The sequence below is a fragment of the Malaciobacter halophilus genome (genome assembly GCF_002837275.1).
Classification (GTDB): Bacteria; Campylobacterota; Campylobacteria; order Campylobacterales; family Arcobacteraceae; genus Malaciobacter; species Malaciobacter halophilus.
The window spans coordinates 39,670-55,069 of record NZ_NXIF01000007.1 but is presented as its reverse complement, the minus strand read 5'-3'; the positions used below and the strand labels follow the sequence as shown (position 1 = coordinate 55,069).

Genomic DNA, 15,400 nt, shown 5'->3' with positions numbered 1-15,400 from the left:
GAATAGACTCGAATAAATTCGAGTTTCCAAACCGGACGCGCGAATTTATTCGTGCCTCTTATTAATTTAACACATAATTAACTCTTTTAATATAAAATCAAAAAAAATATTAGGAGAGTTAAATGCTAAAAAGATTATTACCTCTTGTTTTCTTACTTATTAGTATAAATCTATTTGCAAGTTCAAATAAGATGTTTCAAACAGTAAATAAAAACCAAGCTACACTAGTTAAAACTGATAGTAGTAAACAGTTTTGTAATGTATGTGGAATGCATCTAGTAAAGTTTTATAAAACATCACATGCAGTTGAGTTTAAAAATGGCCATAAAGAGCAGTACTGTTCTCTTCATTGTTTTGCAAAGGTTAATGAAAAATTTAACAATCTAATAAAAAATGTTAAAGTAGTAAATACTAAAACATTAGAATTAATTGATGCTAAAAAAGCTTTTTATGTAGTAGGCAGTTCTGTAAAAGGTACTATGAGTATGACAAGCAAATATGCTTTTTTGACAAAAAAAGATGCTTTAGAGTTTCAAAAAGAGTATGGTGGAGATATTAAAACTTTTGATGAGGCTTTAAAGATTGCTACAAATGATTTGAAAAATGACAATATAAGAATAGATAAAAAAAGAGCAAAAATGGCAAAAAAAGGTAAAAAAATCTATAATGCCATGTGTAATAAAGATATTCAAACTCCTGATTTTAACTCAATTGGTGAAGCAAAAAAGTATTTAATTGATAATAATATTTGTAAAAACTTAAAACCAAAAATGCTACAAGCTGTAGCTATTTATAAATATGACCCTTCATTAGCTACAAATGAAAATAAAAGAGTTCATGTACCTAAAGATGCCAAATGTCCAGTTTGTGGAATGTATGTAGCAAAATATCCAAAATGGGCAGCCAAAATTGAAGTAGATAAAACTCACACACACTACTTTGATGGAACAAAGGATATGTTTAAATTCTATTTTAATCCAAAAAAGTTTTCACACAACCACACAAAACAGCAGATGAAAAATATAACTGTTACTGATTATTATACTCTTGAAGCTATTGATGGTAAAAGTGCTTTTTATGTAGTAGGTTCAAATGTATATGGTCCAATGGGAGAAGAGTTAATTCCATTTAAAGATGAAAAATCAGCAAATGCATTTAAAAATAGTCACTATGGTAAAAAAATATTGAAATTTGAAGAGGTAAAAGAGAGTATGTTATACTAAAAAAGCCATTTTACAATGCGATTATATCGCATTGTTTAATGACAACTATTTAATAAACGAACAACAATAATCAACTAAACTTTTTACTCTTAATTTAAATTTTGAGTTTGCAGGTATTTCAAAACTTCCAGGAGCTTTTACTTCCATCCAATCTTCAGCTGGTAGCATAACTTCTAGTTCACCAGTTTGAATATCCATAATCTCTTTATTTACAGTATTTAATTCATACTCACCAGGTAGCATAATTCCTAAAGTTTTCCTTGTACCATCTTTGAACTCAATAGATCTACTTGTTATATTTCCATCAAAAAATACATTTGCAGCTTTTGCTATATTTACATTTTCGAATTCTGCCATTAATTTATCCTTTCTTGTTTTATATATATGATACCATAAATTTATTTGAAGCATATATCTATTTTAGTTTTGTTATAATTTTTTTAATAAAAAAGTATTACAAATAAACACAAAAAAAGAGTTTTTATATATGCAAGGATACATTTTAGACGTAAAACCTGTAAAAGATGATGATCTAATAGTTACAATACTTACGCCTACAAGAGTTTATACAACATATAGATTTTATGGAGCAAGACACTCAAATATAAATGTAGGATATAAAATAGATTTTGAGATTGAGCATAATCTAAGAAGTGATATTGGAAGATTAAGAGATGTTATGCAGCTAAATTATGAGTGGATATTGGATGCAAAAAAGATGTATGCTTGGCAAAGATTTATAAAACTATTTTATTATCACTTTAAAGATATAGAAGAATTAGATGAATTTTATTTTGATTTATTAAATGCCTTATCACACTTGATGATAAAACAAAATGAAAAAAGAGCTATCATACAAGCTTACTTAAAACTTCTTGAGCATGAAGGACGACTTCATGTTGATTATACTTGTTTCTTATGTGATATACAGATTCAAACAGATATATCTTTAGTAAGAAGTTTTGTTCCTGCTCATCCTCAATGTACATTTGCAAGAAAGTTTAAACTTGATAAAATAAAAGAGATGTTTGAACAAAATTCACTTATTAGTTTTAATGATGAAGAGATTGATTATCTTTGGCATATTTTACTTCAAGGACTATAAGTAAAAAAATTATATAATATCCTAACTATTGCAGGAGAATTAGATGCTAGATAAACATAGTAATGCAACTTCATACTTAGATTTAGAGGATGAAGACATAGCAGTTACAAATATACTTAATAAGTATAAGCTTTCAAATCAAGAGAATAACTCTTTTTTATTTAATATTGATGATGATTATAAGCTTCTTATGAATTATATTTGTGAACTTTATATAAAAGATGAGAAACTTCCTGCTGATATATATGAACAACTAAACTATAATATAAATTTTAGAAAATTCTTAATTAAAGCACTTAAACAAAAGCTTGATAATATATTTTTTGATAAAAAAACAGTAGTTTTTAAAGAGATAGTTACAATAATTAATCTACTATCTTTTGGAGAAAATTACAAAATATTTGAGAATTATATAAGTTATAATACAGAAAACCTATCCTCACTATTTAGAGATTATGAAACAAAGCTAGAAGAGTTTCAAGATAAAACAACTCATTTTGAACTTCTATTTTCACACTATACTTTACTTATTGAAACGGTAAATGTATTGTGTAAAGTAAACTCAAATGATGTACAAAGAAAAAGAAGTATTAATCCAATATTAGAAATTTTGACAGAAACAATAAATATTTTAAAATTTAAAGTAAAACTAGAAGAAGAAAAAGTAAATATTTTAAATAATATTTTAGGAAAACTTCTATTTTATTATGCACATATACCATATATAGATATTAAAAATAAAAGTGTGACTGAATTAATAGCTGAGTTTTACTTTAACTTTGAAAAATCAAATGATGGTTATGAACTTTCAAAAAGTACACATTTTGGTAACTCAAATGAATTAAATGAATACAAAATATATCTAAATACCATAACAACCCTACTTTCAAATATGATATATAAACTTGAAACAGAGTATGATTATAATGAATACAAAGATCTTATCAATTTTAAAAATATCTTAGATTTGTATGAAGAGACTATCATTCATACATATATTCCAAAATTTAAAACAATAAGCGAGTTTAAAAATCACCTTATAAATAACTATATTTTCATATATAGTAGCAATTGTGAAGATGATATATTTTTAATAATTGATGATTTCTTTAAAAATAAAAATTTTGATAACTCAACAATTCAAATCATATATGCAATCACACTATATTCAACACAAATAAAAAATGACATCTTAATAGATATAATCAAAAAATTTCTTGCAATGGAGAAGTTTGACAATGACTATTTAGAGTTTTATAAAATAAATATTTGTGATGTTATCATACATAGATTTATTAGACAAAATAGCTTCATAATTGATGATGAATTAGCTAGAATTATAGTTGATTATGTAAATAAAAATAGCGTTGCTTCACATCTAATAAGTGTATATACAAAAATATTTTTATCACTTAGCTTATACTATTCATATAGCTATGAAACAAAAGTCATAGAACTATCAAAAAACTACTTTGCAATATACAAAAATATAAATGGAAACACTTTACTTGAAAATGAATACAAAACTATAAATGATAAAATATTTATCAATTATGGAAAAAGACTTATAAAAGAGCTTGATTTAGATTATGAATATATAGAAGATGAAAAGTATTATGAACTTGGTAGAAAAAGCGTACTTAAACATATAAATCAAAATAAAATAAATAAAACATACTATATGAATCAAAAGCTATCTGATGTGATAACAAATATCTTAAATGAAAAAAATCTTGATGATGAAAAAGTAAACAAATACATAGAAGAGTTTATCTCAAAAGAAGTATTTTATGGACTAGCTTTTGCAGTTGTAGATGGACTTTGTCAAAAAGATTGTACGATACTTGATTTGGGATATGAAACAGTAAAAATACCTTTATTTTCAAACTTTGAATTAAAAATAATTTACTCAACAGTATATAAAGAAGTATTTCAACATCTATTTATAAATACAAAAGAGTATATGAAAAAAAATGTATCAAATATAATCATAAGCTACCAAAAAACAATTCCAATGTTTTTTGATAAAATCACAGGTCTTAGAAATGTAAATAGACTTCAAAAAGATTTAAATGATATCAAAAATGAATTTATTTTTATAGAGTTTTATATAAATAATATAGATGAATATAATGAAAAACTAAGTTATGCAAAAACAGATATCATACTAAAAAATTACGCCAAAGAGCTTGAAAGTTTTTTAAATATTTACAGACTATCAGGACCAAAATTTGGAGCAATATTACCACTAAATTCAAATATGGATAGTTATATACAAAAGATAAAAAAAACAAAAATTATTTATCAAGAAAATCAAATAAATTTTGATTTAACATTTGCAGTATCATGGGGAAATAGTGAGAATATACTAGAAAAATCAGCACACTGCATCACTTTGGCAAGAAAGTCAAAAGAAAAATATTATGAATTTAAATAACTAAGGCTTTTTTAGCCTTAATTATACTTGTTCATCTAAAAGTCTGTCTTCTAGTTTTTCAATAGCGTTTTCTAGTGATTTTACATCAAGGTTGTAAGCTTTTGCTTTTTGTATAGCTTTATCTACATTATCATCACTTAAAGGAGCTGTTACTTCACAAGCTGTTTTTACAACATCAAGGATTTGTGCTCTTTGCTTATAAGCTTCATCAACTTTGCTTATATCATCTACAAACTCTATTGAATCAATCAAAGTATCACTTAGTTTCCAGTGCCTGAAAATCCTTGCAGTAATCTCAGAAGTACTTAATCCTAAAATCTCTTTTTCTGCTTGTGCTGTTGACTTACCTTGTCTTAATAAATCTTTGAATTCATTTGTTTTACCCTCAAGCTCTAAAATATCAGCAATAATAAACTTTCCTGCTTCTTGAAGTAAAGAGGGTAAGATAAGCTCTTCTTTTAAGTCAAAAGAGACTTTTGATAACCAAAGATTAGTTAAGGTAGTTGCCATATTTGAAACTCTCATAAAATCATCACTATTAATTCCATAAGCAGATAAATTTGCCTTTAGCAAGTTTTGTACAGTACCGCCAATTGCAATAGAAATTGTGAAGTTAATCCCTAATAAATTAATAGCTCTACTTGGAGTTTCAACCTTGCTTCTAAATCCAAACATCGCTGAATTTGAAACCTTTAATAATGTGGAAATTATCAAGGCATCTTTTTCAATTATCTTTAGTAATTCAAAAGCTTCTTTATCTCTTTTTTGTCTATACTCTTCAATCTCTGCAATTGTTTTAGGAAGAGGAGGTAATGACTCAATTTTTTCTAAAATATTTTCTGGCACTTAAAACTCCTAAATTAAGTTTAAATTAGCTAGATTATAACTAATCTTTCATCTACATAAAATTAAACGTTGAACCTAAAGTGCATAACATCACCATCTTGAACAACATAATCTTTACCTTCAAGTCTTAGTTTACCTGCTTCTTTACATTTAGCTTCTCCACCAAGACTAACAAAATCTTCATAAGAAATAACTTCAGCTTTGATAAAACCTTTTTCAAAATCATTATGAATTACTGCTGCTGCTTGCGGAGCTTTTGTATTTTTCTTAATTGTCCAAGCTCTAACTTCAACCTTACCAGCAGTAAAATATGACTGAAGCCCAAGTTTGTCAAATGAAGTATGAATAATCTGCTCTAAGCCAGACTCTTTAACTCCTAAATCAGTTAAAAACTCTTTAGCTTCATCATCTTCTAAACCAACAAGCTCTTCTTCAATCTTTGCACAAAGCATAATTACATCTGCATTTACTTCTTGTGCATGTTCTTTTAACTCTTCTACGTATTTATTCCCACCATCTGCTAGTGAATCTTCATCAACATTTGCACCATAAATCACATCTTTATTTGATAAAAATCTAAGCTCTTTATCAAGGGCAATAAAAAGTTCATTTTCACTATCTTCAAAAGTTTTTACAGGCTCTAACTCAGCCAAGTGATCAAGTAAAGCTTGTGCAACTACAAGTTGAGCTGCAGCATCTTTTGAACCTTTTGATTGTTTTTTAAGTCTATCAATTTTCTTTTCAACTTGAGTAATATCTGCATAAATTAATTCTGTTTCAATAATCTCAATATCTCTTAAAGGATTTACATCACCCTCAACATGAGTGATATTGCCATCATCAAAACATCTAACCATATGTAAGATTACTTCAACTTCTCTAATATTTGATAAAAACTGATTACCAAGACCCTCACCCTTACTAGCACCTCTAACAAGCCCAGCAATATCAACAAAATCAATAGTTGAATGTTGAATTTTATCTGGAATAACAATCTTTGCTAATTCATCTAATCTCTTATCTGGTACTGGAACAATCGCTTTATTTGGCTCAATAGTACAAAAAGGATAGTTTTGCGCCTCTGCATTTTGTGCCTTTGTCAAAGCGTTAAATGTTGTACTTTTACCTACATTTGGAAGTCCTACGATACCTACACCTAAACCCATTAGTTTCCTTTGTTTTATATAAATATAGCCAATTTTATCCAAAAATCACTTTTTCAAGCCTGAAATACCAGCAAAAGCCACAAAATTCAAGCATTCTCACCATACACGAATAAATTCGAGTCTCCAAGGAAGCGCGAATTCATTCGTGCCAAAATCCAAACTTACAAAAGACTCAAATAAATTCGAGTTTCCAAAAGAAATCAAAATTCATCCACCACATTCGGAAGCGCGAATTCATTCGTGCCATTTTCAAGCAAGTTCCACCCTACTCGAATAAATTCGAGTCTCCGAACTGCCTCCACGGAAGCGCGAATTCATTCGTGCCATCCATTTTACTTATTGTGTTCAAACTCTGGAACTATCTCTTTTAACTTCTTGATTTTATCTTCACAAACTAAAAGTTCTTGTATATCATTATTTAGTTTATGTATATCATATTTTGTAGGTTTTGCTACCATAATTGAGTCATAATCTGTTTTTTTATCACTATCATTTATAAGTAACTCTTCATAAAGTTTCTCACCTGGTCTTAATCCACAAAACTCTATTTTTATATCTTCTTGTCCACTTAATTCACACATCTTTTTAGCTAAATCTACAATCTTTACAGGTTCTCCCATATCAAGTATAAATATCTCTCCACCCTTTCCAATACTTGCAGCTTGAAGTACAAGCTCACAAGCTTCAGGAATAAGCATAAAATATCTTGTAATATCTGGATGTGTTACAGTAATAGGTCCTCCTGCTTCAATTTGTGATTTAAACTTTGGTATTACACTTCCACTACTTCCAAGAACATTTCCAAATCTAACTGCAACAATTTCTGTGTTTTGTTCAGTGTTTGCATTTTGTGCGTATAGTTCACAAATTCGTTTTGTTGTACCCATAACATTTGTAGGTCTTACAGCTTTATCTGTTGAAATCAATACAAACTTTTCAACTTTATATTTTATAGATAAATCTATACAATTTTTTGTTCCAAGTATGTTATTTGAAATACCTTCTAAAACATTATCTTCTACTAAAGGTACATGCTTATAAGCAGCTGCATGTATTACTATTTGAGGTTTATATTTCTTAAAAGTTTTTTCTATAAAATCATAATTTCTTACATTTTGCATCACTGGTATAATCTCAGAGCCATTTAACTCTTCTGTTATTTTATAAAGATTAAATTCACTATGATCAAGTAAAATAAGCTGTTTTGCTTTAAACTTCTTACACTGCCTGCTTATCTCACTTCCTATACTACCTCCAGCTCCAGTAATTAATACAACTTTACCTTTTATAAAGTTTTCTATTTTCTCTTTGTCTAAATCTTGAGGATGCCTTGCAAGCAAATCTTCTACAGATATATTTTTAAGTTGTTTTGAGAAGTTTTTTTCAGCTAAAATATCTTCTAGTGCAGGAAGAATTCTTATTTGTTTAAAGTAGTATCCAACCTCATCATATATTTGTTTAATTCTTTTTTTAGAAACACTAGGCATTGCAATAACTAAAAGATCTAACTTAGTATCACCTAATCTTTCTTTTAGCTTTTCTTGAGATAAAATATGAATAGCATCGATTGATCTTTTTTGTAAAATCTTATCATCATCTACAAAATACTTTACTTTATATTTACTCTCTCTAAACTCTTCTTCTAGCTTCATCCCTGCTTTTCCAGCACCATAAATAACCAACTCTTTAGTCTTTGCAACCTTACTTCTATTTATCAAATAATGATAAGAATACATAGAAAAGTTTATAACAAACAAATAAAAAGCAAGCTCAGAAGCCATAAAAGCAAATCTAAGCTCTCCATAATAAAAAGGCATGTAGATACAAAAAGCCACAATATAAACAATACTTTTCATAATAAAAGTTTTTTGAGTAGCTTTTGACCAACTCAAACTAAAATCTTTGAAAATCAAAAGAGAAGCTAGCATTCTTATAGCTATTACGCCTATTACAAATCTTATTTCAAACTCCATATGAAAGATGAAAAAAGTCCACCAAAAAGTGATAATTGTAAGACAAATAATCACTACAAAATTAAGTATTCGTTTATCAAGACCTAGCATATATTTTCCTAATATTTATTTAATATCAAATTAAATTATCTTTGATTACATCACAAATCATCTGTACATCACCTTTATTCATTGTTGTACTACTTGCTACACAAAGCCCTTTTTTAAATAACTCTTCACTTGTACCATCAACTATAGCCTTATTGTTTTTAAATAATTTTTGCATATGCATAGGTTTCCATAAAGGTCTAGATTCTACATTTACTTGTTCTAAAGCCTTCATAATTTCATTGTAATCTGATTTTTTAAATATCATAGCGGTAAGCCACCTGTTCCCTCTACTATTGTCAAGTTCTGGCATAAACTCAACTTCATCACAATTTTTTAAAAACTCTTTGTACCACTTAAATATTTCTCTTTTTTTCTGTACACGCTCTTCTATAACTTCCATTTGTCCTACACCAATAGCTGCTAAAACATTTGACATACGATAATTATATCCATACTCTTCGTGCTCGTAATGTATAAATGGTTCTTTTGCCTGTGTAGAGTAAAACTTCGCTTTGTCAATCCAATCTTTATTTGGAGATACTAACATTCCCCCACCACTTGTAGTAAGTATTTTATTTCCATTGAAACTATATATTCCAAAATCTCCAAATGTTCCTGTATGACGACCATTATAAGTAGCACCTAAACTTTCAGCTGCATCTTCAATTAGATATACTCCATGAAGATTACAAATATTAGCTATTTTTTCTATGTCAGCACACTGCCCATATAGATGAGTTACTATTAAAGCTTTTGGTTTTTTATCACATTCGCATAAGTATTTATTTAGAAGTTTTGGTGATAAATTCCAACTCTCTTTATCACTATCTATAAAAACTGGATTTGCACCTTGATAAAGTATAGCATTTACTGAACCTATAAAAGTAAAAGTAGAAGCTAATACATCATCTCCCTTATCAATTCCTAAAACTCTAAGAGCTAAATGAATAGCAGCTGTCCCAGAAGTCACTGCAAGAGCATTTTTTGTACCTGTATAATTCTTTATACTGTCCTCAAATTTATTTACATATTCACCAAGTGGTGCTATATAATTGCTTTCAAATACTTTTTCAATATACTTTAATTCATTTCCACTCATATGTGGAGCACTTAAAAAAATTCGTTTATTCACTTGACTTTTATCCTATCTACTTTATTTATCTTTTGGAACATAAAGCTCCGCTTCTCCATCTATTACTATTTTATTTTTTACTTTACAAGTTGTTCTAAAAAATACTCTTCTTTTATCTAAATCTACTTTTGTAACTGTTACAGTTGCTACAACTGTATCTCCAAGATACACAGGTCTTTTAAACTGCAAACTTTGAGCAACATATACACACCCCTCACCTGGTATTTTTGTACCAAAAAGTGCTGAAAAGTATGATGCTGACATCATACCATGAGCTATTCGTTTTTTAAATCTTGAATTCTGGGCATACTCATCATCCATATGTACAGGGTTTCTATCTCCAGATATTCCTGCAAATGCTTTGACATCTGCATCTGTTATAGTTTGACTATAACTTACTTCCATCTCTTCTTGTATCTCTTCTATTGGTACTTGATTAAAAACTAAAGAGTTAGACATTATGATCTCCTCTTTATGTTTTCTTTGGTAAATTCAATAGCTGGACTACCAAATACAGTCATACCATCTGGTACACTTTTAGTCACAACCGCACCTGCTGCTATTACTGCACCTTTACCAATTTTCAAAGGTCGATTAGGTTTTCCTTGGTGGATAATAGCTCCAGTACCTATGTAAGCATGGTCACCTATATAAACATTACCATTACACTTTACAGCTGGTGCAAATGTAACATAGTCACCTATAACACAATCATGAGCTACATAGCTATAGATATTTACTTGAAAACTCTTACCAATAGTTATATCAGAAGTGAGTGTAACAAAAGGACAAAGAATCGAGCCTCCACCCATTTTTACATCTTCTAGCACAACACTGTTTGAAGCTTTTACATCAAAAACTTCAATACTTTTCTCAAGACACTTCAAAGTAAGTTTTTCTCTTATTTTACTATTTGATATAGCTATCGTAACTTTTTTTTGACCTTCAAGATTTACAAATTGCTCAAAATTAAAAATATCACATCCAAAAAGTTCATTTGGAACATCTCCATCATCTACAAAAACAATCTTAGATTTATTTCCAAACTGCTCTTTGACTAATGGCAAAACTTCTTTTCCAAATCCACTCGCCCCATAAATACCATAAATTGTACTCATGAAGCTCTCCTAACAGATGGGAAATAAATACTATTATTTACCCCCCCTTTTTTATTTGAAGTTGAAGATATCAGCCGTACTGGTACACCTACAACTTTTTGATTATCATCAATATTTCGTATAACCATACTTCCACCTCCTACTATCACATTTTTTCCTATTATTATACCTTGTATCACATTAGACCCTATTCCAATATGGGTATATTTATCCACTCTTACATCTCCTGCAAGTGCTACATTTGGTGAAATATGTACAAAATCATCTATCACACACTCATGCTCAATAACACAAGAAGTATTTAATATTGCGCCTTCACCTATAGTGGCTTTTGCATTTACTACTACATTTGGCATGATAACTGTTCCTTTACCTATAGTTGCACTTGAAGATATTATGCTACTTGGATGAATTAAACTTATTATCTTAAATCCACTATTATGAACTTTTTCAAAAAGTTTTGCTCTTATAGCATTACTACCTATTCCAAAAGCAATAGGAATATTATTAGTTTTTTTAATATCTTCAAAAGTTGGATATTTGTTTTTTCCATCATCAATGAATATAATATTTTCGTAACCATTATCTCTTGCAATATCTGCAACTACAAGACCATGGCCACTTGCTCCATAAATATATAACTCTTTCATCTTACTTTGTCCCAGTAAATTTTTCCATTGTAGCACTGCTAGAAGAACTAATATCACTTCTTTTTACAACTTTTAAAAAAGTTAACCAAAGTATTTTCATATCTAATAGAAAAGATTGATTATCAACATACCAAACATCATAATCAAATTTTTGTTCCCAAGAAATAGCATTTCTTCCATTTACTTGAGCCCATCCTGTGATACCTGGCTTTACATCGTGCCTTCTTTTTTGTTTATCAGTGTAAAGTTTTAGATATTCAATAAGTAATGGTCTAGGACCAACAAAGCTCATCTCTCCCTTAAGTACATTAAACAACTGAGGAAGTTCATCTAAACTTGTACTTCTAATAAACTTTCCAACTCCTACTAGTCTTTGCTCATCTGGAAGCAAATTCCCCTCTTTATCTTTTTCATTTGTCATAGTTCTAAATTTATATATACCAAATATCTTTTCTTTATATCCTGGTCGCTTTTGTCTAAAAAGTATAGGACTTCCCATCTTCCAAAGTATAAGTAAACTCACCACTATATAAATAGGTGAAAAAATAATTATTAAAAATAGAGCTAGGATTTTGTCAAATAGTGATTTAAGCATTTTCAGTAAACCTTAATTCATTTATTTTATCTATGTATTCTTTTGATAATTGTGAATATTGCCTGTTTTCATAAATCCACTTTTTACCATTTTCTCCAAATTTTTTTCTTTCTTCTTCATCCAAATTAACTATACTTAAAATCTTTTCTTTTAAATCATTAGCATTTGATGTATTTTCAAAGTAACCACAATTAGCTTCATTTATCATAGATGGATAGCCTGTATATGATGCAATAATTGGCTTTGATGCTAACATATATTCAACAACTTTATTCATAGATTGACCATACTCCCAAACTTTAGAATCTTTTGTAGATAGATATAAAATATCACATTTCTGTAAAAAATACTTCACTTCATTTTGTCCAATACGAGGTAAAAAAGTTACATTTGTACAATCTTTTAGTTGCTCTTCAAAGTTAACTTTTAAATCACCACTTCCAACTAACATAAAATGAACATTCTCATTATCCTTTAAAAGCTTTATTGTTTTTATAAATGGCTCTAATGCATTTGTTATCCCCATACTTCCAGCATAACCTACTATAACTTTATTTTTGGGGAACACCCTATCAAAAGGATTATTATCAATTTTTTCTTCTTTATAATTAACTGGATCAAAACCTAAAGGAGAACAATGAAAAGGTTTTTCATATCCTATTATATTTTTTACATGTAAATCAAGTCTAGGCATTGTACCTACTACTAAATCAGCTTTTTTGTATCCAAATTTTTCAATAAAGCCAATCAATAAAACTAATGGATGCCACTTTGAAAAACCACCCTCTTCCGTCATTGTAAGTGGCCATATATCTCGTATCTCAAAAACTAAAAAAGAGTTAAACTTTCTTTTCAGATAATATCCATAAATTATAGAAAATATGGATAAAGAAGAAACTAAAACTACATCAGGTTTATCAATCTTATTTAAATCCATTTTAAAAAGTTTTCGTTCAAAGTCAAACCAACTCAGTACTCTATCAATTGAAGCAGTTTTTATATATTTTTTAGTTTTAACCCAACATAAAGGAACATTTTCAACTGTTTCAAAATTATAAATTTCATCTGTATCTGGATAAGTTGAGAAATGATTTGAATCAGATGTAATTAAAGTGGTCTTATAACCTAATTTTATAAATTCTTTTGCTAATACAAAAAGCCTTGCAGGCATTTTACTATAATTTGGAGGACTAGCATATTTTGAGATACAAAGTATATTCATATTCTAGTTTTCATTATAAAGTTTTGGTATAGAATTTACAATTTTAATAACCTCTTCAAAATCCATTCCCAGTGTATCTAAATACCATCTTATATTTTGATATCTTGGTTGATTTTCATCTTCTACAAGTTCAAGAGCTTTTTCTCTTGTAAGTTGTCCTTCTCTTATTTGATTAGATCTAAATGTATCATGTTCAGTAAACCCTGCGACTGTATAATAAACATAGTTATAAAAACCTGCTGTACCATCGCCTATTCTCCAAGTAGTACTGGTATCTATTGCTGTCTCCCAATCATATTGATTTATTAATGTATTATTTAAAAGATTTTCTTCCCATGTCCAATAATCAAAAATGTGATAATAATCTTCTTTTTGCATAAAACTTCTATAATACTCCCCAGAAAGAGTATCCCATAAAGAACTATTAAAATATCCTGGGCTTTCAAGCATAGCCTTAAATCTTTTAGAGTGATATCTGAGTTGTTTCATTACGCCATTAGTATAAACCTTATCTTCTTCAAAGTCTGGTTTTATACCTAAGAAGCCTGTTTTGAAGTGTGTTTGCTCCAAAGGATTAACTCCCCAAAGATTAAGATTTATTCCAGTTTGTTTTTTTATCTCTTCTACATACCTGAAAAAATGCTTATCTCCAGCCGTAAGCATTGCCATCATACCTAAGTGAGGAGATTTAAGCCAAGCTTCCAAGTTCATCTTAATATTTTTTCTTTTTTGAGAGATATCTGCTGCAACTATGATATTTTCAACTCCCATATCTCCACACATTTGAGAGATATTTCTTCTTCCAAGATCAGTTACCATTCCCCAGTCATAAGTATAAGTTACTGGTTTCATTTCTAATTCTTTCACTATCAAATGTAATCCATAACAACTATCTCTACCTCCTGAAAAAGGAACAATACAATCAAGTTCTTTACCTGGCTTTCTATAAGGCTCTACAAGTTTGAATAACTCTTCTTTAGGTTTTGGTTTATTTCTTTTTTTATAATTGTGACAATAATTACATACACCTTCATTATCAAATTTAATAAAAGGCATTGTTTCAGGTAAAATACATTTAGTACATCTTTTTAAGTTAACTTCTTTAAAACTTTTAAATTCTAATAATTTTTCTTCATTTTTATTAAATTGAAATTCTGGAATAAGATTTTCATTTCTTATTTTTTCATCTGTTATATGTAACTTTTTTTCTGCTTTAGGAATATCAATAATTAAACTTTCTTCTTTTATTTGATGCACATCTATACATTGTATCTGATCTAAAGCATATCTTTCTGAAGCAAAATATATATCATCTCCTATATATCCAACATATAAACTTCCATTATTAGAAAAAAGTAATAGCTTTCCATACTCTGGTAAAACTAATGCACAAGCAACCACCCCTCTACAAAGAGAAAGGATTTTATTTGGAAGCTCAGAAACTTCGTGATTTTGAAGGAGATGTTCTTCTGAAATCGCAACTATAACTTCAGAATCAATTTGATACTTTCGTTCAACGCTCAATTTTTCCCAAATATCTTTTTCATTCACAATTATTCCATTATGTATTGCACAGATATTATTTCTTACTACTGGCTGATTATCTCCTAATCCATTAGTTATAAGTCTACTATGCCCTAATACTATTTTAGAATTAAAAAGTTTTTCTTTTTTTAACAGTTTTTCAATATTATAATCAGCTCTTCCTATTTTATAAACGCTATCTTCATAATATATCAATCCACTCGAGTCAATACCTCTTTGTTCTGAATGCTTTACTAAACTATTTAAATTTTCTTTATTTACTTTTATTTTTGAAATCTGACCAAATATACCACACATT

The 15,400-nt window shown here is 28.6% G+C and carries 14 protein-coding genes; 3 read left to right on the top strand and 11 right to left on the bottom strand.

Features of this window, described 5'->3' with window-relative positions; genetic code table 11:
• The first annotated feature begins 122 nt into the window (after positions 1-122).
• On the top strand, positions 123-1,223 hold the full coding sequence (locus CP960_RS01835) for a nitrous oxide reductase accessory protein NosL (protein WP_101183531.1): 1,101 nt from the start codon (positions 123-125) through the stop codon (positions 1,221-1,223).
• Between the two features lie 45 nt (positions 1,224-1,268).
• Here the strand turns inward: CP960_RS01835 and ppnP are convergent, their stop codons facing one another.
• Positions 1,269-1,580, bottom strand: a complete 312-nt coding sequence (gene ppnP / locus CP960_RS01830; RefSeq protein WP_079577088.1) for a pyrimidine/purine nucleoside phosphorylase — start codon at positions 1,578-1,580, stop codon at positions 1,269-1,271.
• 130 nt (positions 1,581-1,710) lie between these two features.
• On the opposite strand from ppnP, the gene recO reads away from it, so the two are divergent.
• Both recO and CP960_RS01820 read left to right on the top strand, forming a co-directional pair.
• Positions 1,711-2,328 carry a recombination protein RecO gene (gene recO / locus CP960_RS01825; RefSeq protein ID WP_101183530.1) on the top strand — a complete coding sequence of 206 codons (618 nt, stop codon included), beginning with the start codon at positions 1,711-1,713 and terminating at the stop codon, positions 2,326-2,328.
• Between the two features lie 43 nt (positions 2,329-2,371).
• Entirely contained in the window at positions 2,372-4,765 is a 2,394-nt protein-coding gene (locus CP960_RS01820) for a GGDEF domain-containing protein (protein ID WP_101183529.1), read from the top strand.
• Between the two features lie 21 nt (positions 4,766-4,786).
• Here the strand turns inward: CP960_RS01820 and CP960_RS01815 are convergent, their stop codons facing one another.
• The 10 genes from CP960_RS01815 to CP960_RS01770 all read right to left on the bottom strand — a co-directional run bounded on the left by CP960_RS01815 (position 4,787) and on the right by CP960_RS01770 (position 15,399).
• Positions 4,787-5,611 carry an HDOD domain-containing protein gene (locus CP960_RS01815; protein ID WP_099333970.1) on the bottom strand — a complete coding sequence of 275 codons (825 nt, stop codon included), beginning with the start codon at positions 5,609-5,611 and terminating at the stop codon, positions 4,787-4,789.
• Between the two features lie 62 nt (positions 5,612-5,673).
• Positions 5,674-6,777: a redox-regulated ATPase YchF gene (gene ychF, locus CP960_RS01810; RefSeq protein ID WP_101183528.1), complete on the bottom strand. Its 1,104-nt coding sequence runs from the start codon at positions 6,775-6,777 to the stop codon at positions 5,674-5,676.
• A gap of 332 nt (positions 6,778-7,109) precedes the next feature.
• The gene (gene pglF, locus CP960_RS01805) at positions 7,110-8,840 is read right to left on the bottom strand and encodes a UDP-N-acetylglucosamine 4,6-dehydratase (configuration-retaining) (protein ID WP_101183527.1); all 1,731 of its coding nucleotides are present in this window, start codon (positions 8,838-8,840) and stop codon (positions 7,110-7,112) included.
• Between the two features lie 25 nt (positions 8,841-8,865).
• The gene (pglE, locus tag CP960_RS01800) at positions 8,866-9,972 is read right to left on the bottom strand and encodes a UDP-N-acetylbacillosamine transaminase (RefSeq protein WP_102136630.1); all 1,107 of its coding nucleotides are present in this window, start codon (positions 9,970-9,972) and stop codon (positions 8,866-8,868) included.
• A gap of 21 nt (positions 9,973-9,993) precedes the next feature.
• Complete coding sequence (locus CP960_RS01795; protein WP_101183526.1) at positions 9,994-10,431, bottom strand: MaoC family dehydratase; 438 nt, start codon at positions 10,429-10,431, stop codon at positions 9,994-9,996.
• Complete coding sequence (locus tag CP960_RS01790; protein WP_101183525.1) at positions 10,431-11,090, bottom strand: acetyltransferase; 660 nt, start codon at positions 11,088-11,090, stop codon at positions 10,431-10,433. The genes CP960_RS01795 and CP960_RS01790 overlap by 1 nt, the downstream gene beginning before the upstream one ends.
• Complete coding sequence (locus tag CP960_RS01785; protein WP_101183524.1) at positions 11,087-11,740, bottom strand: NeuD/PglB/VioB family sugar acetyltransferase; 654 nt, start codon at positions 11,738-11,740, stop codon at positions 11,087-11,089. The genes CP960_RS01790 and CP960_RS01785 overlap by 4 nt, the downstream gene beginning before the upstream one ends.
• Before the next feature lies 1 nt (position 11,741).
• Positions 11,742-12,335, bottom strand: a complete 594-nt coding sequence (gene pglC, locus CP960_RS01780) for an undecaprenyl phosphate N,N'-diacetylbacillosamine 1-phosphate transferase (protein ID WP_101183523.1) — start codon at positions 12,333-12,335, stop codon at positions 11,742-11,744.
• Entirely contained in the window at positions 12,328-13,557 is a 1,230-nt protein-coding gene (locus CP960_RS01775; protein ID WP_101183522.1) for a glycosyltransferase family 4 protein, read from the bottom strand. Before CP960_RS01775 ends, pglC begins: the two co-directional genes overlap by 8 nt.
• Before the next feature lie 3 nt (positions 13,558-13,560).
• Positions 13,561-15,399, bottom strand: a complete 1,839-nt coding sequence (locus CP960_RS01770; protein WP_101183521.1) for a glucosamine 6-phosphate synthetase — start codon at positions 15,397-15,399, stop codon at positions 13,561-13,563.
• Position 15,400: the final 1 nt, after the last annotated feature.